21 protein-coding genes are annotated in these 19619 nt (G+C 43.8%); 12 read left to right on the forward strand and 9 right to left on the reverse strand.

Annotation, left to right across the window (positions count from 1 at the left end; translation table 11 throughout):
- Positions 1-562 precede the first annotated feature (562 nt).
- On the forward strand, positions 563-850 hold the full coding sequence (locus OCV44_RS10960; RefSeq protein WP_009847428.1) for a hypothetical protein: 288 nt from the start codon (positions 563-565) through the stop codon (positions 848-850).
- A gap of 38 nt (positions 851-888) precedes the next feature.
- On the forward strand, positions 889-1332 hold the full coding sequence (locus OCV44_RS10965) for a YaiI/YqxD family protein (RefSeq protein WP_004734361.1): 444 nt from the start codon (positions 889-891) through the stop codon (positions 1330-1332).
- A 290-nt stretch (positions 1333-1622) separates the two neighbouring features.
- Here OCV44_RS10965 and OCV44_RS10970 read toward each other — a convergent pair whose 3' ends face one another.
- From OCV44_RS10970 to OCV44_RS10980, 3 genes are all read right to left on the reverse strand, one after another.
- Positions 1623-3209: an AbgT family transporter gene (locus OCV44_RS10970; RefSeq protein ID WP_009847430.1), complete on the reverse strand. Its 1587-nt coding sequence runs from the start codon at positions 3207-3209 to the stop codon at positions 1623-1625.
- 387 nt (positions 3210-3596) lie between these two features.
- Entirely contained in the window at positions 3597-3722 is a 126-nt protein-coding gene (ykgO, locus tag OCV44_RS10975) for a type B 50S ribosomal protein L36 (protein WP_009847431.1), read from the reverse strand.
- A gap of 1 nt (position 3723) precedes the next feature.
- Complete coding sequence (locus tag OCV44_RS10980) at positions 3724-3984, reverse strand: type B 50S ribosomal protein L31 (RefSeq protein WP_086049922.1); 261 nt, start codon at positions 3982-3984, stop codon at positions 3724-3726.
- A 124-nt stretch (positions 3985-4108) separates the two neighbouring features.
- Between OCV44_RS10980 and tsaA the strand changes: the two genes are divergently transcribed.
- From tsaA to OCV44_RS11010, 6 genes are all read left to right on the forward strand, one after another.
- Entirely contained in the window at positions 4109-4804 is a 696-nt protein-coding gene (gene tsaA, locus OCV44_RS10985; RefSeq protein WP_139684076.1) for a tRNA (N6-threonylcarbamoyladenosine(37)-N6)-methyltransferase TrmO, read from the forward strand.
- 101 nt (positions 4805-4905) lie between these two features.
- A complete protein-coding gene (locus OCV44_RS10990) occupies positions 4906-6621 on the forward strand; it encodes a proline--tRNA ligase (protein WP_139684077.1) in 1716 nt (571 codons plus the stop codon).
- Between the two features lie 190 nt (positions 6622-6811).
- On the forward strand, positions 6812-7501 hold the full coding sequence (locus tag OCV44_RS10995; protein WP_139684078.1) for a tellurite resistance TerB family protein: 690 nt from the start codon (positions 6812-6814) through the stop codon (positions 7499-7501).
- A gap of 205 nt (positions 7502-7706) precedes the next feature.
- A complete protein-coding gene (locus OCV44_RS11000; RefSeq protein WP_139684079.1) occupies positions 7707-7910 on the forward strand; it encodes a YaeP family protein in 204 nt (67 codons plus the stop codon).
- 1 nt (position 7911) lies between these two features.
- On the forward strand, positions 7912-8103 hold the full coding sequence (locus tag OCV44_RS11005) for a DUF4250 domain-containing protein (protein WP_009847437.1): 192 nt from the start codon (positions 7912-7914) through the stop codon (positions 8101-8103).
- A gap of 230 nt (positions 8104-8333) precedes the next feature.
- Complete coding sequence (locus OCV44_RS11010; protein ID WP_009847438.1) at positions 8334-8660, forward strand: hypothetical protein; 327 nt, start codon at positions 8334-8336, stop codon at positions 8658-8660.
- 245 nt (positions 8661-8905) lie between these two features.
- Here OCV44_RS11010 and glyA read toward each other — a convergent pair whose 3' ends face one another.
- The gene (gene glyA / locus OCV44_RS11015) at positions 8906-10156 is read right to left on the reverse strand and encodes a serine hydroxymethyltransferase (protein ID WP_017084166.1); all 1251 of its coding nucleotides are present in this window, start codon (positions 10154-10156) and stop codon (positions 8906-8908) included.
- Positions 10157-10503: 347 nt separating this feature from the next.
- Here glyA and OCV44_RS11020 point away from each other — a divergent pair, with 347 nt between their 5' ends.
- A complete protein-coding gene (locus OCV44_RS11020; RefSeq protein ID WP_016784986.1) occupies positions 10504-11106 on the forward strand; it encodes a YitT family protein in 603 nt (200 codons plus the stop codon).
- Between the two features lie 181 nt (positions 11107-11287).
- On the opposite strand, the gene treC is transcribed toward OCV44_RS11020, so the two are convergent.
- The 5 genes from treC to gmhB all read right to left on the reverse strand — a co-directional run bounded on the left by treC (position 11288) and on the right by gmhB (position 16694).
- Positions 11288-12973 (reverse strand): alpha,alpha-phosphotrehalase, encoded by a 1686-nt coding sequence (treC, locus tag OCV44_RS11025; RefSeq protein ID WP_139684080.1) that lies wholly within the window; start codon positions 12971-12973, stop codon positions 11288-11290.
- 121 nt (positions 12974-13094) lie between these two features.
- Positions 13095-14519, reverse strand: coding sequence for a PTS trehalose transporter subunit IIBC (gene treB / locus OCV44_RS11030; RefSeq protein ID WP_139684081.1), 1425 nt, complete (start codon positions 14517-14519; stop codon positions 13095-13097).
- Between the two features lie 204 nt (positions 14520-14723).
- Entirely contained in the window at positions 14724-15668 is a 945-nt protein-coding gene (treR, locus tag OCV44_RS11035; protein WP_139684082.1) for a trehalose operon repressor TreR, read from the reverse strand.
- Between the two features lie 90 nt (positions 15669-15758).
- Complete coding sequence (locus OCV44_RS11040; protein ID WP_139684083.1) at positions 15759-16100, reverse strand: MliC family protein; 342 nt, start codon at positions 16098-16100, stop codon at positions 15759-15761.
- 42 nt (positions 16101-16142) lie between these two features.
- Positions 16143-16694, reverse strand: coding sequence for a D-glycero-beta-D-manno-heptose 1,7-bisphosphate 7-phosphatase (gene gmhB, locus OCV44_RS11045; RefSeq protein WP_060468351.1), 552 nt, complete (start codon positions 16692-16694; stop codon positions 16143-16145).
- A gap of 240 nt (positions 16695-16934) precedes the next feature.
- Between gmhB and metN the strand changes: the two genes are divergently transcribed.
- The 3 genes from metN to OCV44_RS11060 all read left to right on the forward strand — a co-directional run bounded on the left by metN (position 16935) and on the right by OCV44_RS11060 (position 19568).
- Positions 16935-17969: a methionine ABC transporter ATP-binding protein MetN gene (metN, locus tag OCV44_RS11050; RefSeq protein ID WP_139684084.1), complete on the forward strand. Its 1035-nt coding sequence runs from the start codon at positions 16935-16937 to the stop codon at positions 17967-17969.
- Positions 17959-18642, forward strand: a complete 684-nt coding sequence (locus OCV44_RS11055) for a methionine ABC transporter permease (protein ID WP_009847449.1) — start codon at positions 17959-17961, stop codon at positions 18640-18642. The genes metN and OCV44_RS11055 overlap by 11 nt, the downstream gene beginning before the upstream one ends.
- Before the next feature lie 116 nt (positions 18643-18758).
- Positions 18759-19568, forward strand: coding sequence for a MetQ/NlpA family lipoprotein (locus OCV44_RS11060; protein ID WP_139684085.1), 810 nt, complete (start codon positions 18759-18761; stop codon positions 19566-19568).
- Positions 19569-19619: the final 51 nt, after the last annotated feature.

Genomic DNA, 19619 nt, shown 5'->3' on the forward strand with positions numbered 1-19619 from the left:
CTTCAGCTCTTTCCTTTACTTCGCCGTCCTAGCGGTGTCCAATCATCCTGAAAGCTAACAATCCTAGTTAGCGCACATCACTTGTTCCGTGAGCGGTGTCCTTTACATCGTCCTGATGCTAATCCAACCCTTTAAATCCTAAAGGTGTCCATTGTCATTCCGTTGCAGCTAACTTCCTGTTAACTGACTGTATCCCTACAATGTCCTTACGCTCCATGCTTGACTACTCAATCCTAAGTAACCAAATCTTCATCCTGAAGATAACCAAATCCTTGGTGCTTTCCTGTTCCGTGTCAGAATCCTTCCGACAAGGTTTAATTTACGCGATTTACGATTTGGGACAATAGATTTGCATCACACTTTGAATTCACAAAAGTTGTTAATTATATAAAACAACAAAAAATCAACCACTTAATCATATGCACCTCAATCTCTCTAGCGATGTATTCGTGTTATCTCACAACCTTTGTAAGAGATCTCTCACAAGCTATGGGCGGTTTTATGATTCGCTATCACTCACCAGAGCGAGTAAAATGGCTGAAGACTAAAAATGGAGGTCAACATGCTGACAAAAGATGTGTCTGAAGAGTTGAAATCAGTGCTTGAAGGACTGCAAGCACAAGGGAAAGAGCCTACAGTTGCTTTAGTTAAAGCTCGTATGAGTACATCGGTTCCGATGCCCGCTTTAATCACAACCATCAAGAGCTGGAAAAGCGCGAATCGCGTTCCTAAAGTTGAAGTCGCGACACAAGAAGAGCCAGCACTCGATCGTGTTAGCCAACTGGAAAAGCAAATCCTTGAACTTACCACCCGCGTTGCCACGCTAGAAGCCAAGTTAACTGAGCAATAAGTTAACTGAGCAATAAGCTAACAGAGAAATAGAACACTATGAAAATATGGGTTGATGCGGACGCTTGTCCCAAGGTTATCCGAGAAACAATCGTACGCGCAGCTGAGCGCACAGGGGTCGAATGTACCTTTGTCGCGAACCATTTGGTTCCCGTTCCCAAGCGTAATAACATTCACTCAATTCAAGTCCCAAGCGGATTTGATATTGCAGATGATGAAATCGTAAAACGCACTGAACCCGGCGATCTGGTGATTACCTCTGACATTCCTCTGGCTGATGAAGTGATCACCAAAGGTGCGCTTGCTTTAAGCTCTCGCGGCGAGCTTTACACCAAAGAGACCATTAAAGCGCGCCTCAACATTCGTGACTTTATGGATACTATGCGTTCAAGTGGTATTCAAACTGGCGGACCAAGCACCCTTTCTCAAACCGACCGTCGTGAGTTCGCGAATCATCTTGATCGCCTGCTAGCAAAGCGCTAATCATTAAGAAACATTGATATTCGTTCATAGCCATAACCGTGAACCTGTAGATATGTTTGTCGACATACTCCGTTCTTGTTACTTAACACTTGATACTTGATACTTGATACTAAGTGCTACTTTAACGGAGTATTGATGATCCATCTTGTCACCATCTCTTCTTTTTAAATCATCCCAATTTTCTACACTCTTTCAGATCACTTTCCGTGATTGGTACACCATACTTTAGATCAAAAAAAAACCTGCACGAGGCAGGCTTTAAAATCTAACAATATGACTTGTACTAGTTACTACGGCGTGTAGAACGTTGCTGCACCTGGGCCTACTGGAAGACCAAATACGAACACCCATAGGTAGAACAAGATGCTCCAACCGAACATAAAGCAGATTGAGTATGGAAGCATTGTAGCAATCAGAGTACCGATACCAAGGTTCTTCATGTAACGCGTCGCTACAGCAAGAATAAGACCGAAGTAGCTCATCATTGGTGTAATGATGTTCGTCGTTGAATCACCGATACGGTAAGCTGCTTGAATCGTTTCTGGTGCGTAACCAACAAGCATTAGCATAGGTACAAAGATAGGTGCTGTTACTGCCCACTGAGCAGAAGCCGAACCGATCATTAGGTTAATGAAGCCACACATTAGGATAAATGCAAAGAACAACATTGGGCCAGTAAGACCGATATCTTGTAAGAAGCTAGCGCCACCAACAGCGATTACTTGACCAAAGTTAGTCCACTTAAAGAAAGCAACAAACTGTGCAGCAAAGAATACAAGAACAATGTACATGCCCATTGAAGACATAGACGTTGCCATCGCATTGATCACGTCACGATCGTTCTTCATTGAACCGGTAACTTTACCGTAAACAAAACCAGGAATAGCGAAGAATACAAAGATAAACGCAACAATACTCTTCAGGAATGGAGAACCCGAAACCGTACCAGACGCTGAACGTAGAACACCGTCAGCTGGAACGATAGTCCACGCCAGAAGTGCAGAAACAGCCAATACAGCAATACCTGCTAGTTTTAGACCTTTCTTCTCAACATCCGTCAGTCTGCCCATCGAATCATTTGATAAATCTTCAGAAGCTTCTTCGTCGTTGTATTTACCCAACTTAGGTTCAACAATCTTCTCAGTTACAAATGCACCTGTAATCGCGATGAAGAAAGTAGAAACAAACATGAAGTACCAGTTTGACTCAGGACCAACCGTGTAAGACGGGTCAATCATCTGTGCCGCTGTTTCTGTAATACCAGAAAGCAGTGGGTCAACCGTACCGATAAGTAGGTTTGCAGAGTAACCACCTGACACACCAGCGAATGCCGCAGCAAGACCAGCAAGAGGGTGACGACCTAAAGAATGGAAAAGCATTGCTGCTAGTGGAATAAGTACCACATAGCCAAGCTCTGATGCTGTGTTAGAGATAATACCTGCAAACACAACCGTTACTGTAACCATGCGCTTAGAAGCACCCATTACCATGCCACGCATTGCAGCAGATAGTAGACCTGAGTGTTCAGCAATCGCTACACCAAGCATAGCAACAAGTACAGTACCTAGTGGAGCAAAACCAACAAAGTTCTTAACTAAGTTAGTCACAATAAGTTGTAGACCTTCTGCGTTAAGCAGACTTACAACGTGGATCATGCCGTCAGCAGCACGACCTTTAGCACCTTCTGGTCGAGGGTCCATAACAGACACTTCGAAGTAACCAGCAATACCTGAAGTAACGAGGATTGCTAAGCAGAAGATTGCGAAAAGAGTGATTGGGTGGGGTAATAGGTTCCCCAAATATTCAACGCCATCTAAAAAGCGAGTAAAAATAGGTTTTTTAGGCGAATTGTTTTTTATTGAAGCTGATGAACTCATCAGTTCCCTCCTTGTAGTGATTCCTGTGCAATTGTGACAAAGATGTTTAAATTGCCCGCGCAGATTACTCGACAAAAGGGTCAATTAGAAATCGTAAATGTTACAAAGTGTGTAACAAACCATTATTTTTAACTTAATAAAAACAAAAATTTAGCAAATAACTCCAGCCGAGAGGTAAAAGTTAGATTTATAATTGGTATAGATACATTCATTCGGCTTATACCTAAACCTGTAAGTTATTGATAAAATGAAAAATAAGAAATACCATACGCTAAATGAGCACCTGCTCTCCTGCAAAGTTCCTCTCGAAGGAAAAGAAAAACAGACAAATGAATGAAGTTTGACTTTCCCCTCGTTTTTACACTCGTGTCACATCAAATTGACTGATTATTTTTGAACCGCTTTGAATCTCGGGTTGGATTTACAGATGACATAGAGACGGCCTCTGCGCTTTACTATTTGGCAATCTGGGTGGCGGCTTTTCGCACTTTTAAGTGATTTCACAACTTTCATTCTATTTCGCTCCCTTACCTAATTGACCAAAACGACGAGTGAAGTTCGCAACGCGTCCCTCTTTATGTAGCACTCGCTGTTTACCCGTATAGAAAGGATGCGACTTTTCAGACACTTCAATGGTGAAGTAAGGGTAAGTATTTCCGTCTTCCCATTCGATAGTACGATCTGTTTTCAACGTTGACCCGATCAAGAAGTACTCATCAACACTGGTGTCGTGGAACACCACTTTACGGTAGTCAGGGTGGATATTCGGTTTCATTGTATTTCCCTAAATAATTAAATTGATATGTTATAACATCCCAAATGATAATTATTATCAACAGAAAAACAAGCGATTTTATGATATTTTTCCGCCATAGATCGTAATTAGAGAACGTCCGCTCATGTACTCCATTGAACCTGTTGGCTTTATTGAATCTCCTTATAAAGAGAAGTTCGCGGTGCCAAGGCAGCCTAGATTGGTTCCCACATCTACCTCAAGAGTCAGATTAGTTGATTCGGCTAACTGCCTTGAATCTGTTCGTGACATTGAACAATTTAGCCACGTGTGGTTATTGTTTCTGTTCGACAAGAACCTCGCAGCAGGCTGGAAACCAACCGTGAGGCCACCTCGACTTGGCGGTAATGAACGGATTGGTGTATTCGCGTCTCGCGCCACGTTCAGACCCAATGGAATTGGCATGTCTGCCGTTGAACTGAAAGGTGTATCTCAAGAAAAGGGACAAACTTGGTTGGACTTGGGCAGTGTTGATCTCGTTGACGGCACGCCTATCATCGACATCAAACCTTATATCCCCTACTCGGATTCAATTCCCGATGCACGAGGAGGGTTTGCCGCCGATGAACCAGCAGTGCTCGACGTTAACTTCTCGCAACAAGCCCAAAGTAAGCTCGCAAACCACCCACAAGCACGCCATATCATTCAGGTGATCAAAGAAGTATTAGGCCAAGATCCTCGCCCTGCCTATAAGAAAGGTAAGCCTGACAACAAGGAATATGCGGTAAATTTGTTCGATCTTAACGTGAAATTCATGGTTGAAACGCTTTTCATCAATGTAACTGACATTGAACGCTTTTGAGATCCCAAATAGGCTGATATTATATGCGGCTATATCAGATTTGCTGTGGTTACGAACGACAGCAAGTTTTCTTTTATCAATGATGAAACGGATACCATAGAATGCGTACCAGTAACTACCTTCTTTCTACTCTGAAAGAGACTCCAAACGACGCAGAAGTTATCAGCCACCAGCTGATGCTACGTGCAGGTATGATCCGTAAGCTAGCTTCAGGTTTATATACTTGGCTACCTACTGGTCTACGTGTACTGCGTAAAGTCGAAAATATCGTTCGCCAAGAGATCGATAATGCAGGTGCCGTTGAAATCTTGATGCCCGTAGTTCAACCGTTTGAGCTTTGGGAAGAGACTGGCCGTTCTGAAAAGATGGGTCCTGAGCTACTTCGTTTCACAGACCGTCATTCTCGTCCATTTGTTCTTAGCCCAACAGCAGAAGAAGTGGTAACGAGCCTAGTACGTAACGAGATCAGCTCTTACAAACAGCTACCTCTAAACCTGTACCAAATCCAGACTAAATTCCGTGATGAGCGCCGCCCTCGTTTTGGCGTAATGCGTGCTCGCGAATTCTCGATGATGGATGCGTACAGCTTTGATATCGATAAAGAAGGCTTAGAAAAGTCTTACCAAGCGATGCACGATGCTTACTGTAAAGCATTCGACCGCATGGGCCTTGAGTACCGTCCAGTATTGGCCGACTCTGGCGCAATCGGCGGCAGCGGCTCTCAAGAATTCCACGTTCTTGCTGAAAGCGGCGAAGACCTAATCGCATTCTCTTCAGAATCTGATTACGCAGCGAACATCGAGAAAGCAGAAGCACTAGCTCCAACGACTGAAGCGGCAGCGCCAACTCAAGAGATGGAACTGGTTGATACGCCAAACGCAAAAACAATCGCAGAACTTGTAGAGCAACACGGTCTAGCAATCGAGAAGACAGTTAAGACTCTATTCGTTAAAGCTTCTGATGAAGTAGACGCTGATATCATCGCGCTAATCATCCGTGGCGACCACGATCTTAACGAAGTGAAAGCAGAGAACCTTCCACAGGTTGCTTCTCCACTAGAGATGGCTTCTGAAGAAGAAATCCGTGCACTTGTTGGTGCAGGTCCTGGTTCACTTGGCCCTGTTGGTCTAGAGCTACCATTCATCGTTGACCGCTCTGTTGCTGTAATGAGCGACTTCGGTGCTGGTGCAAACGTAGACGGTAAGCACTACTTCGGTATTAACTGGGGTCGTGACGTTGAGCTTGCTCAAGTTGAAGACCTACGTAACGTAGTTGAAGGCGACCTTAGCCCATGTGGTCAAGGTACCATCCAACTTAAGCGCGGTATCGAAGTTGGTCACATCTTCCAACTAGGTAATACTTACTCTAAAGCAATGAACTGTAACGTGCTTGGTCCTGATGGTAAGAGCGTAATCCTAGAAATGGGTTGTTACGGTATCGGTGTTTCACGTGTTGTTGCATCTGCTATCGAGCAAAACCACGATAAATTCGGTATCACTTGGCCAGACGCACTGGCACCGTTCCAAGTTGCTATCGTACCAATGAACATGCACAAATCTGAGCGTGTTAAAGAAGCTGCTGAAAAGCTATACGCTGAATTAACAGCTATGGGTATCGAAGTACTATTCGATGACCGTAAAGAACGCCCTGGTGTAATGTTTAAAGATATCGAGCTAGTGGGTATCCCTCACACTATCGTTATCGGCGATCGCAGCATGGACGAAGGCAACTTCGAATACAAAAACCGTCGCACTGGTGATAAAGAAGTTATCGCTATGGATACGGTTATCGAGCACCTTAAGGCTCAACTAGCTTAGTAACCCAGTTACTCGCTAGATAAACATTGAAAGGCTTCCATTTAGGAGGCCTTTTTTGTACCTACAGTCTCCCTTCAAACTCCCTTCTATTTATCAGTAAAGTAAATAACGTAAGTTAATCCCCTGTTCATCTTTAAATCCGTATATTGGGTTCATCAACTCTTTAGACACGATTACATTGGAGGTATCGATGGATATCAAAAGCTTACTTAACCAAGCACTTAAGTCAGATCTCGTTAAACAAGGTACTCAGAAGCTTTCCCAAGGCTCTTCAAGTTTAAGTGGCCTAACTCAAGGCGGCAGTGGTAAGAATATCAACAAAAGCACGCTCGGAGCCTTCGGCGCAGGCGCAGTTGGCGGCGGACTCTTAGGTGCGTTAATGGGCTCTAAGAAAACCAAGAAAATGGGTAAGAAAGCCGCTGGTATTGGTGGCGCAGCGGCACTTGGCGCACTCGCTTACAAGGTCTATAACGACTATCAGTCTAAACAAGGCCAAGCACCGAATTCCGAACAAGCTCAATTTGATGAGAACGACTCAAACCATAGTGTGCTGATTCTAAGATCGATGATTGCAGCATCCAAAGCCGATGGTCATGTTGATGAAGAAGAGATGGCAAAGATCGAGCAAGCGGTCGAAAACATGGGCGCCGATTATCAGCTGACCAAATTGGTGTCTGAAGAACTGCACAAACCACTCGATCCAAGTGAAATCGCTCAGCTCGCGACTTCACCTCAACAAGCGAGTGAGATCTATCTAGCGTCTTTGATTGTAGCGGATGAGCAAAACTTCATGGAGAAGGCTTACCTCAAAGAGTTAGCTAAGCAACTCAACCTTGCTGATGAGGTTACTTATCAACTTGAACAGCAAATCTCTGGTTAAGCGGTAATTATCAGGCTAATCCGTAAATATCTCGCTAAGCAGTAATATCAAACTAAGTAACAAGTTAGCAAAGTGATACATTGAGCATCAACAGAATGAGATATTGAGCAAGAACAATCTAACTCTGAACTTAGTCAGATCCACTTTGTTTTTGCTTATCTCTATGTGTATATTGAGAGCAGTTATCATTTGGTTAGGTATAAAAATGAAAGTATACGATTGTTGTGATTTGGTGCGTGAACTGTATTCTCAAATTGGCAGTGGCGACCAAGGCTATATCCCTAAAGCGATTACCTGCGCGGTAAAAACCTTGAACGACCTTGCTGCAGATGAGTCTTTTCCTAAAGAAGCAAGAGAGCGCGCTGCATTTGCCGCAGCGAACCTACTGATCTCAGATTACGAGGACTAACATGAACCTCGCTAACTTTGAAAAGATGGATCCTGTGATGTTGATGAGCATCGTCAACATGAAGCTGCGTGACGACTTTGGCGGTGATTTAGATCGAGTCGTTAATTTCTATGAAATCGACAAAGCTGCATTGACCGCAAAACTTGCGTCTGCTGGTTTTGAATTCCTTCCGGAAGCCAAACAGTTTCGATAGTCATTTAGAACACACTTAATTTTAAAGACCAACCTCTGTGTTGGTCTTTTTTGTTTGAGGTACGTAATAGGCCAAGACCAATAAACTTATTAGAAATTATCTGTTTGCGCCTATACTTTTATATCCTAGAGTCAGCCGACGCGCCTTGAATCAAAGCGTGTTGTTGTATAGGCTACTCCAAACAACATATAAAACTCATCACCAAATTCGATGATATCGAAGGACTAACAATGAAAAGACTCGGACTTTTAGCCGTTATCGCAGCCGTATTTACCGCAGGTTGCGCTTCAAATACTCAGCAAGACAACTTCCGTGAAGCCTCTTTTGAGCTGTGTAATACTGAAGTCGATATCTACTCTGTAAGCCATGATGAAAGAGTACGTATCGTCTGCTCTGACGGCTCTAAATTTGCCTTAAACAGTGAAGATACGCTAGAAATTATGCGCGATATCAACATCGACTATTGTGATGGTGAAGGCTTAGGTAAATTCAACGAAAGCCGTCACTACTACTCTTTCAAATGTAAGTCTGGCACCCTACTTAGCATCAAAAAGTAGAAGCGACAAAAAAAAGCGATAAAGTACAAAAGGGTTGATGTGAAAGCATCAACCCTTTTTAGTACCTGCCTTTCTGTATTCTCAGATAACCTAACTCTCATGCCTACAGATACAAAAAAGGTCCCAAAAGGGACCTTTTAAATCAATTTTCAAAGTAGTCGTTTGAAATTCTAGGAGAGCACGCGGAGCTTACGAATGTAAGTGAGCATGCTCGACAACGAAGTTCAAATTACTACGCAGAAAAATTAAGCGTAAACAGGTAGACGCTTACAAATTTCTAGTACTTTTGCTTTAGTTGCTTCGATAACAGACTCATCGCCCATGTTATCAAGGATGTCACACATCCAACCTGCTAACTCTTTCGCGTCTGCTTCAGAGAAACCGCGACGAGTGATAGAAGGAGAACCGATACGGATACCAGACGTAACGAACGGGCTACGTGGATCGTTTGGTACTGAGTTCTTGTTAACTGTAATGTTAGCTGAACCTAGTGCTGCGTCTGCTTCTTTACCTGTGATGTCTTTGTCGATTAGGTCAACTAGGAACAGGTGGTTCTCTGTAGAACCTGAAACGATGTTGTAACCGCGTGCTAGGAATTCAGCAACCATTGCTTTTGCGTTAGCAACAACGCGAGCTTGGTATTCTTTGAACTCTGGCTCTAGAGCTTCTTTGAACGCTACTGCTTTACCAGCGATAACGTGCATTAGAGGACCACCTTGGCCGCCAGGGAATACTGCTGAGTTTAGCTTCTTGTAAAGATCTTCGCCTTCGTTAGAAAGGATAAGACCACCACGAGGACCAGCAAGCGTTTTGTGCGTTGTTGTTGTAACAACGTGAGCGTGTGGAACTGGGTTTGGATAAACACCTGCAGCGATTAGACCCGCAACGTGAGCCATATCTACGAAGAAGTAAGCACCTACTTTGTCTGCGATTTCACGCATGCGCGCCCAATCACAAACTTGAGAGTAAGCTGAGAAACCACCGATGATCATCTTAGGTTTGTGCTCGATAGCTAGCGCTTCCATCTCTTCGTAATCGATTTGACCTGCTTCATCAATACCGTAAGGGATGATGTTGTAAAGCTTACCAGAGAAGTTTACTGGAGAACCGTGAGTTAGGTGACCACCGTGCGCTAGGCTCATACCTAGAACAGTATCGCCAGCATTCAGTAGTGCCATGTATACAGCGTTGTTTGCTTGAGAACCTGAGTGAGGTTGTACGTTCGCGTATTGAGCGCCAAACAGTTCACATGCACGTTCGATTGCTAGAGTTTCAACTTTATCTACGAACTCACAACCACCGTAGTAACGCTTACCAGGGTAGCCTTCAGCGTATTTGTTTGTAAGTTGAGAACCTTGAGCTTCCATTACACGTGGGCTTGTGTAGTTTTCTGAAGCGATAAGTTCGATGTGCTCTTCCTGACGAAGAGTTTCTTCTTGGATAGCTGCGAATAGGTCCGCATCGTAATCAGCAATGTTCATGTCACGCTTAAGCATCTGTATCTCCTGACTCAGATTGTACTGAAAGTTTCAAAAAAACCACACAATGACCGAAAGCAAACGTTTCCGTCACCGTTTTGATGTGACGCATTCTACATAATTTGATCTAGGTCATAAAGAGCTAATTGCAATTTTATCATGTAGTTTTTTCATAATCACAAATAAGATTCATCATGGTTATTCAGCTTATCCAACCAAAGATGACGCTTACTGTCAATTTTACGCTTTACACCCTGTAAAACGCAGATTACATAGGTTTACCTTAATTTTGCCCCTCAAGCTACCGAAAGCTAAGGTTTTTCTCTACTATGCACGCCTTTATTGGTTAGGTAATTATAAAAACGATGGAAAAACACTCACGTAAAGAAGATTGGGTAGCCATTCTTACTGGCACGTTTTTAGTGGCGTTAGGCGTCTTCTTTTTACAGTCAGCGAACCTGCTTACTGGTGGTACTACTGGCTTGGCTCTGCTTTTGAGTCAATTCTTACCTGTAACCTTCGGTATTTTGTACTTTGTTGCCAACTGTCCATTCTATTTATTAGCTTGGAAACGATTTGGCCGTAGCTTTGCCATTAGCAGTGCCATTGCTGGGGCGTTAGTGTCTGTGTTTGCCGACCATTTATACCTAGTTATCTCACTAGAAGTTCATAACGAGATCTATTGTGCTGTTGCCGGTGGCTTATTAATGGGCTTAGGTATGCTAATACTATTCCGTCATCGCTCAAGCTTGGGTGGCTTCAACGTATTATGTTTGTTTATCCAAGACCGCTACGGCATCTCTGTAGGCAAAACTCAGATGGGCATTGATGCTTGTATTCTGTTTGCGTCATGCTTCTTCGTATCACCTTGGGTAATTGCCGTTTCTGTATTGGGTACTGCGGTACTAAATATCGTGCTTGCAATGAATCACAAGCCAACTCGTTACTCGGTGAATTACGCGTCTTAGCGCTTATTACCTGCTCTGTGTTGCTAATATCTGCTGCTTTAGCTTCTCAACTATACAAGCAGAAACACGATGACCAAGACATCACTAAAACAAAAAGGCTTTGGGAGCACTCCAAAGCCTTTGTTGAAACCTAAATCTTTAGGGGAAACTGTGAATAAGGTTTATTGAAATAGCAACAAGGCTAATCTTCAATCAAGATAATACGAGTCTCGTAAGGACGTAAGACTTGATGATGTAATGCTACTGAAGCGTTCGCTTCTTGATAGTTAGACAGCAGACTCTTCGCTTTACTCATATCAAAACGTTCCGGTAAAACGCATTCCACCTCTTCACCATAATAGTTATTAATACACAACAAAGTCTGACTATCAGTCTCGCGAGAATATGCAAATACCGATGGGTGCTCAGGCAACAAATCGTTGTAGCTACCATGAGTAATCACGGGGACTTCTTTACGTAACTCAATCAAGCTCTTGTAGAAGTAAAACACAGAGTCTTTATCTTCTAGCGCTTGCTCAGCGTTGATCTCAGTGTAGTTATTCGCAACATCTAGCCACGGCTTAGCTTGTGAGAAACCTGCATGCACTTCGCTGTTCCATTGCATCGGCGTGCGAGAGTTATCACGAGATTTCTGCGCCAGAATCGCCATCATATCTTCATGACCCACACCATCACGGTTCACCATGATGTCATACATGTTGGTACTCTCAACATCACGATACTGGCTGATGTCGGTGTAACCCGGGTTAGTCATGCCAATCTCTTCACCTTGATAGATATAAGGTGTGCCTTGCATCATGTGAACCGAGGCGGCAAGCATCTTGGCTGATTCAACGCGATATTGTTGATCGTTACCCAAGCGGCTCACGACTCTTGGTTGGTCATGGTTACACCAAAACAGTGCGCCCCACCCTTTGCCGTTCAAACCGGTTTGCCAGTGATTGAAGATCGACTTGAGCAGTAAGAAATCAAATGGTGCATTGGTCCACTTCTCACCATTGGTGTAATCAACCTTAAGGTGGTGGAAGTTAAACACCATCGATAACTCGCTATTATCAATATTTGAGTACTGCTGACAATGTTCCAACGTAGTTGAAGACATCTCACCAACGGTCACGCTGCCGTATTTCTGGAATACCGCTTCGCTGATTTCTTTCAGGTATTCGTGCACTCGTGGGCCATCGGTATAGAAGCGACGACCGTCACCAATATCATCATTCGGGAAATCTTGCTGCTTTGAAATCAAGTTGATCACGTCCAAGCGAAAACCATCGACGCCCTTTTCAGCCCAGAAGCTGATGACATCTTTCACTTCTTCACGTACAACAGGGTTCTCCCAGTTAAGGTCGGCCTGTTCTTTCGCAAATAAATGTAGGAAATATTGCCCAGTGGCATCATCCATTTCCCATGCATTACCACCGAACTTAGACTGCCAGTTGGTTGGTGCTTGACCATTTACTGGGTCTTTCCAGATGTAGTAGTCGCGGTATGGGCTGTTTTTGTCACCCAATGCAGACTGAAACCACGCATGCTCGGTTGAAGTATGGTTGACCACGATATCCATCACGATACGAATACCACGTTGGTGCGCTTCAGCTAGCAACAGGTCAAAGTCTTCCATGGTGCCGAATTGAGGGTTAATCGCGTAGTAGTCCGAGATATCGTAACCATTGTCGATCATAGGTGATGCGTAAACTGGGGTTAGCCAAATCGCATCCACGCTCAAATGTTTGAGGTAATCCAGTTTCGAAATGATCCCTTTGATATCACCAGTGCCTTTACTGCCACTGTCACAAAAACTCTTTGGGTAGATTTGATAGATGGTTGCGGTTTTCCACCAACTTTCATCATGTTCAGTCATCGCCATCTCTAACACTCACTTACCAGAAAATATAAAATAAAAATCACCATGCAAATCATGGTCGAATAGCCGTTATAACTAAGAGAAAAAGCGATGACTCACTTGAAGTCATCGCTTGCTAAATACATTACGCGTTGGCGGTTTCTAACTCGCCTTTCATCTGTGCTCGTTTATAGAAGAACAATGTCAGCGTTATCGGCAGTGCAACCGCCACCAGCATCGCGACTAAGTAAATCGACCAATATTGAGGTTGAATCGATAAGATACCCGGCAAGCCACCAACACCGATACCATTCGCCATCACACCTGCGCTACCACAGATTGCGGCAGCAACAGCACTACCAATCATTGCGCTCAGCATTGGGAATTTGTATTTAAGGTTGATGCCGTACATCGCAGGCTCTGTCACACCTAAGTAGGCTGAGATTGCTGCAGGTACTGAAATGTCTCGCTCACCTTCACGCTTACTTAAGATAATGATGCCGACAACCGCTGAAGCTTGTGCGATATTTGATAGCGCAATCAAAGGCCAGATTGGCGTGCCACCTAAGTCTTGCATCAGTTGTAGGTCAACGGCGTTGGTTGTGTGGTGAATACCCGTAATAACCAAAGGTGCGTAAAGGAAGCCAAATACCACTGAACCCAGAATAGCAAAGTCGCCTGTCATTGCCGCTTTAGCCGCGAATGCCACACCATCGCCTAACATACGACCGAATGGGCCAATAAAGGCGTGCGCTAGAATCACAGACAAGATAATCGAAACAAATGGCACAACCACTAGGTACAAATAAGCTGGAACAATGCGCTTAAGGTTAGTTTCAATGAACGCCAAAGCCACACCCGCTAACATCGCAGGGATCACCTGAGCTTGATAACCGACTTTCTCAATCACGAACAAGCCAAAATCCCACACCTCAGGTACCGATTTACCTATCATGTAAGCGTTCATCAACTGTGGAGAAACTAAGGTCACACCAAGCGTAATACCCAAAATAGGCGTTCCGCCGAGTTTCTTAACCGTTGCCCAACACACACCAACCGGTAGGAAGAAGAAAATAGCTTCGCCGATCAACCATAAGAATGAGTGAACGGTTGCCCAGAATTGACTGATTTCAACTAAGGTTTTGCCGTCGAACATGCGAATGTCGCCAATCACATTGCGGAAACCAAGAATCAAACCACCAGTAATGATGGCTGGCAGCAGTGGTACGAAAATTTCGGCTAAATGGGAGATACCACGCTCAAGGAAGTTCATATTTTGGCGAGCCGCCAGTTTCGCCTCATCTTTTGATGATGCATCTTTACCGGTTTGCTCAATCAGAAGTGCGTACACCTCATCAACCTCGGTGCCAATAACCACTTGGAATTGACCTGCGTTAGTAAAGCAGCCTTTTACCAGCTTAAGCTTCTCTAATTCTGCTTTGTTCGCTTGTTCCGTATCGTTCAATACAAAACGCAGTCGAGTTAGACAATGGCTGACACTCGCAATATTTTCTTTGCCACCGACTAACTCGATAAGACGCGCAACGTCTTGCTTCGCTATCTTACTCATACTACCCCACCCTGGTTTCATTCAATTACTCATCTAAACCATGCAGCGATAACTACTCGGATTTAGACTTATGGGAACATTCCCAATCACAGTTATTATAATGCCCACGTGAATGATAAATTAAAATGGGAACAGTCCCATTAATTGAAAGAGATCACACTCTAATTTTAATCTAAGCGGTTCAATTTCGCTTAATTGAGTGGATTATAGAATCGGAGATTGCGTGTGATGAGAGATCTCTGCATTGCCTAAAAGCTGAGAGATCAATAGATTAGCGGCCAATTTTCCTGCAGATTGATATCCAGGATCAATACTAAATACTCGCGGGAACAAGAAAGAGAGAAGATCATTGCCACCGACACCTGTTACAACCACATCTTCACGTTGTAGTTCTTGAAGACGCTTGATCACGCCAAGAGCTAATGTGTCACTGGCACAAACAAGTGCTTGAGTCGCAGGAGCTAGCACCTCATCCACCAGCTGATAAGCGCTTTCATGATGAAGCTGACCAGTGCGATAGTTCGCAATCACTCCAGTGCTTTCGCACCAATCGAGATAAGCCTTAAGACGCAGTTCACCGGTTGATTTATCGCTAGGATCAACGCCAATAAAGCCAATATCTGAGATCCCTTGATCCGACAGATGCGCCAACGCACTATTGATCACCTGCTGGTTATCATAGTTAATCGATGTCACGTTCTCGGTATCCAGAGCAATCACCACCGCTTTGTGTTCCCACGCTTCGATCGCAGGGATATCACAGTCAGTAAAGCCAAACACAATGATGCCATCAACATTGCGACGTTTAAGAACCTGAAGGTGCTCATTGGCTTTATCTCTATCAAGTTGGCTTTCCATGATCACCACATCGTAATCCGCTCGATACAACTCGGCCAGCATCGTACTTACCGCTTTGTTTTCAGAGGGAGAGTCCAGACGAGAGATGATCACACCGATGACTTTTTGGCTGCCACCGCGCATAGATTGTGCAGACTTTGAAGGTGTATACCCTGATTCTTGAATTACTCTTTCCACCCTTTCACGGGTTTCAGGTTTCACTTTGGGATCATTGGTCAGAACGCGAGATACGGTAGACTTACCAACACCGGACAGCTTAGCAATATCGAGAATAGTGAGTTTTTTGCTCATAAAAAGTCTAACGTTAAAGGGAAGAGAAAGAAAAAGTGAGGGCGAACTCCCTCACTTAACTGTTTGTAAATCCTAGTCGTTCACTATGACCTACTTTCGGCAGTTTTTATAGATAACACGACCAAGTTCTAGACGTGCATTGTCACCTTTAGTTCGTAAAGTTACGCTATTGATCAGTTCAGAGGTTCCATCATCTAAGATGTACTTCGTTCCTGAACCTGCCGCTATTTGAGTGAGGCGATATTCATTCTCTGGCAAACGTAATACCGCTTTTTCATCACCAAGGTAAGCGACCTTAAATGAAGCGTCAGACTCACATTGATAAGTCACGAATTGATCGTCCGATACTGCGCTCTCAGTCTCAGGAGCTGCTGATTTAGAGCACCCGACTAACGCTACCGTACATAGAGATATTACCAACAATGCTTTCATACTGCGTTCCTCATCTATATACATTAACGGTGGAGAAGTGTCTTAGCCTTTCAAAAAAGCAGGTACGTCTTTAATGCTATCAAGCACAACGCTGGCTAACGCTTCACCCTTTTCAGTGATTGGCTTACCGGTTCTTACCAGAACTTTAGTGCCAACACCCGCTGCTTCTGCAGCCATCATGTCTTCAGCTTTATCGCCGATCATGACAGAGTTTGCCATATCAATTTTCAGAAAATCACGCGCTGAAATGAACATGCCAGGCTTTGGCTTACGACATTCACAATCTTGTTTGTAGTCACCAATACCGTGCTCAGCGTGGTGCGGGCAGTAATAAATACCATCTAGCTCAACGCCGTTATCAACAAAGTTCCAATCCATCCACTGCGTTAGAGAAAGAAAACGATCTTCGCTAAACATGCCGCGAGCAATACCAGATTGATTGGTCACTAACACCAATAAATAACCCATATCTTTAAACGCTTTCGCCGCTTCAAACACACCATCGATGTATTCAAAGTCATGTTCATCATGTACGTAGCCGTGATCAACGTTAATCACACCATCACGATCTAAAAAAACAGCAGGTTTAGACAAAATTCAGTTCTCTATCAACTCTCTATTAATCATTAATTATTACACGCTTTATTTGCTTCATCACTATCTATTTAGTTTTGCGTTCGTTAACGATTTGTTTCTAGTTTAACTTCGCAATCCGCGTTTAGCCGTCTAGACGTAAAAATATCTATTGACTTAGATCATAGAACACCATAGCATCATCTGTAAATCGAGTGAGTCATCAATATATTATTCTGTTCTACCTGCACGAGTTTCTCTATGATTAAAGTGAATCAAGTCAATAAGGTTTTTTATCAAGGCACTAAAGAAATCAATGCCTTAATTGATATCAACCTCCACATTCCTCAAGGTCAAATCTTTGGAGTCATCGGCTCTTCAGGTGCAGGAAAAAGTACCCTTATCCGTTGTGTAAACATGTTGGAAGCTCCAACGTCAGGTGAGGTGATTGTTGACGGTATCGACCTAACAAAACTCAGCAAATCAGAACTTAGCGAAGCACGCCGTAACATCGGCATGATATTCCAACACTTCAATCTGCTGTCTTCTCGTACTGTATTTAACAACGTAGCGCTGCCTTTAGAGCTCGCTGGTAGAGATAAAGCAGCGATTGAAGCGAAAGTGAGTGAGTTACTTGAGCTTGTCGGCCTATCGGATAAGCGTGATACCTACCCTGCAAACTTAAGTGGTGGTCAAAAGCAGCGTGTCGCGATTGCTCGTGCACTAGCATCAGACCCGAAAGTACTACTGTGTGATGAAGCGACCAGTGCACTGGATCCAGCAACGACTCAATCTATTCTTGAGCTGCTACGTGAAATCAACCGTAAGTTGAGTATCACTATCCTACTGATTACTCATGAAATGGACGTAGTTAAGAGCATTTGTCACGAAGTTGCGATCATCGGTGGTGGTGAGCTAGTAGAGAAAGGCACAGTTGGTGACATCTTTGCACACCCTAAGACAGAGCTTGCGCATCAGTTCATTCGTTCGACGCTGGATCTAACGATTCCTGAAGATTATCAAGCGCGTTTGCAAGAGACTCGTGTCAACAGCAGCTATCCATTAGTACGTCTTGAGTTTACTGGTGCAACGGTTGATGCTCCACTGATGACACAAATTGCTCGTAAATTTAATATCGATGTCAGCATCTTAAGCTCTGACCTTGATTACGCCGGCGGCGTGAAGTTCGGCATGATGGTCGCTGAGCTGTTCGGTAATGAAGCAGATGATAATGCTGCTATCCAATTCCTACGCGACAACAATGTAAAAGTAGAGGTGCTTGGTTATGTCCTTTAGTTTCAACGAGATTGCTGACTGGATCAGCCTTAACGGCAACCTTCTACTCGAAGCAACTGGCGAAACGCTTTACATGGTTGCTGTTGCTGGCATCGTTGGTTTCGCTGTCGGTATTCCATTAGGCGTGATTCTACACACCACTAAAAAAGGTGGTCTGTTAGAGAACACCAAACTAAACAAGATTCTTGGTGCAGTTGTGAACGTGGGCCGTTCAGTGCCTTTCTTAGTACTGATGGTAGCGATCATCCCTCTCACTAAAATGCTGATCGGCACCTTCATAGGTACAACAGCAGCGATTGTTCCACTGACGATTGGCGCTATCCCATTCGTGGCTCGACTTATCGAGAGTGCACTACTTGAAGTACCAACAGGTCTAGTGGAAGCAGCTCAGTCAATGGGCGCAACACCAACACAAATTATCAATAAGGTTCTGCTTCCTGAAGCACTGCCGACTATCATCAACTCAGTGACGATTACGCTAGTGACTCTTGTGAGTTACTCGGCAATGGCCGGAACTGTAGGTGGTGGCGGCCTAGGTGATGTCGCGATTCGTTACGGATTTCACCGCTACGATGTGACCATTATGGCTGTGACCGTCGTCATGTTGATTGTGCTGGTACAAATTATTCAATCAATCGGTGATTCATTGGTTCGCCGCGTTGACCACAGATAAAGGCTGACTTCGTGAATGTGACGTTATTTGAAACACCCATTCATTAAAAGCGTTAATCATTAGATACATAAAGTCATCGAAACCAAATTAAATAGATTTATTAAAAGGAGATTATTATGAAATTTAACCTTAAAGGTTTACTTACTATTGCAGCAGCAGCTTCAGCGCTAGTACTAGCAGGTTGTGGTGATAAAGAAGTCGATACTTCTAAGATCAAAGTCGGCGTAATGGCAGGTGCAGAAGCACAAGTTGCTGAAGTAGCAGCTAAAGTCGCTAAAGAGCAATACGGCCTGGATGTTGAACTGGTCACTTTTACGGATTATGTAACACCTAACGCAGCACTAGATGATGGTTCTATCGACATCAATGCATTCCAGCACACGCCGTATCTCGATCAGCAAGTTGCTGACCGTGGTTACAAGCTAACGATCGCTGGTAACACTTTTGTTTACCCTATTGCTGGTTACTCTAAAGAAGTTAAATCTGTAGACGAAATCCAAGATGGTGCTCGTATTGCTGTACCAAACGACCCAACAAACCTAGGTCGTTCTCTACTGCTTCTTGAACAGCAAGGTCTACTTGAACTTCGTGAAAGTGCAGGTCTTCTAGCTACCGTTCGTGACATCGTTGGTAACCCTAAGAACCTAACGATTGTTGAACTAGACGCAGCTCAACTGCCACGTTCTCTTGATGATGTAACTTTATCTATCATCAACACTACTTACGCGAGCTCTATCAATCTGACTCCACAAAAAGACGGCGTATTCGTTGAAGACAAAGATTCTCCATACGTGAACCTAATCGTTTCTCGTGAAGACAACCTAAATGCAGAAAACGTACAAAACTTCGTTAAAGCATATCAAACTGAAGAAGTGTACAACGCAGCTTCTGACATCTTCCAAGGTGGCGTAGTTAAAGGTTGGTAATCAGCTTAAATAGACACTTATAGATACCGAAAGGGGCTGACTCAATGTCAG

It is taken from the genome of Vibrio tasmaniensis (assembly GCF_024347635.1).
GTDB lineage: Bacteria > Pseudomonadota > Gammaproteobacteria > Enterobacterales > Vibrionaceae > Vibrio > Vibrio tasmaniensis.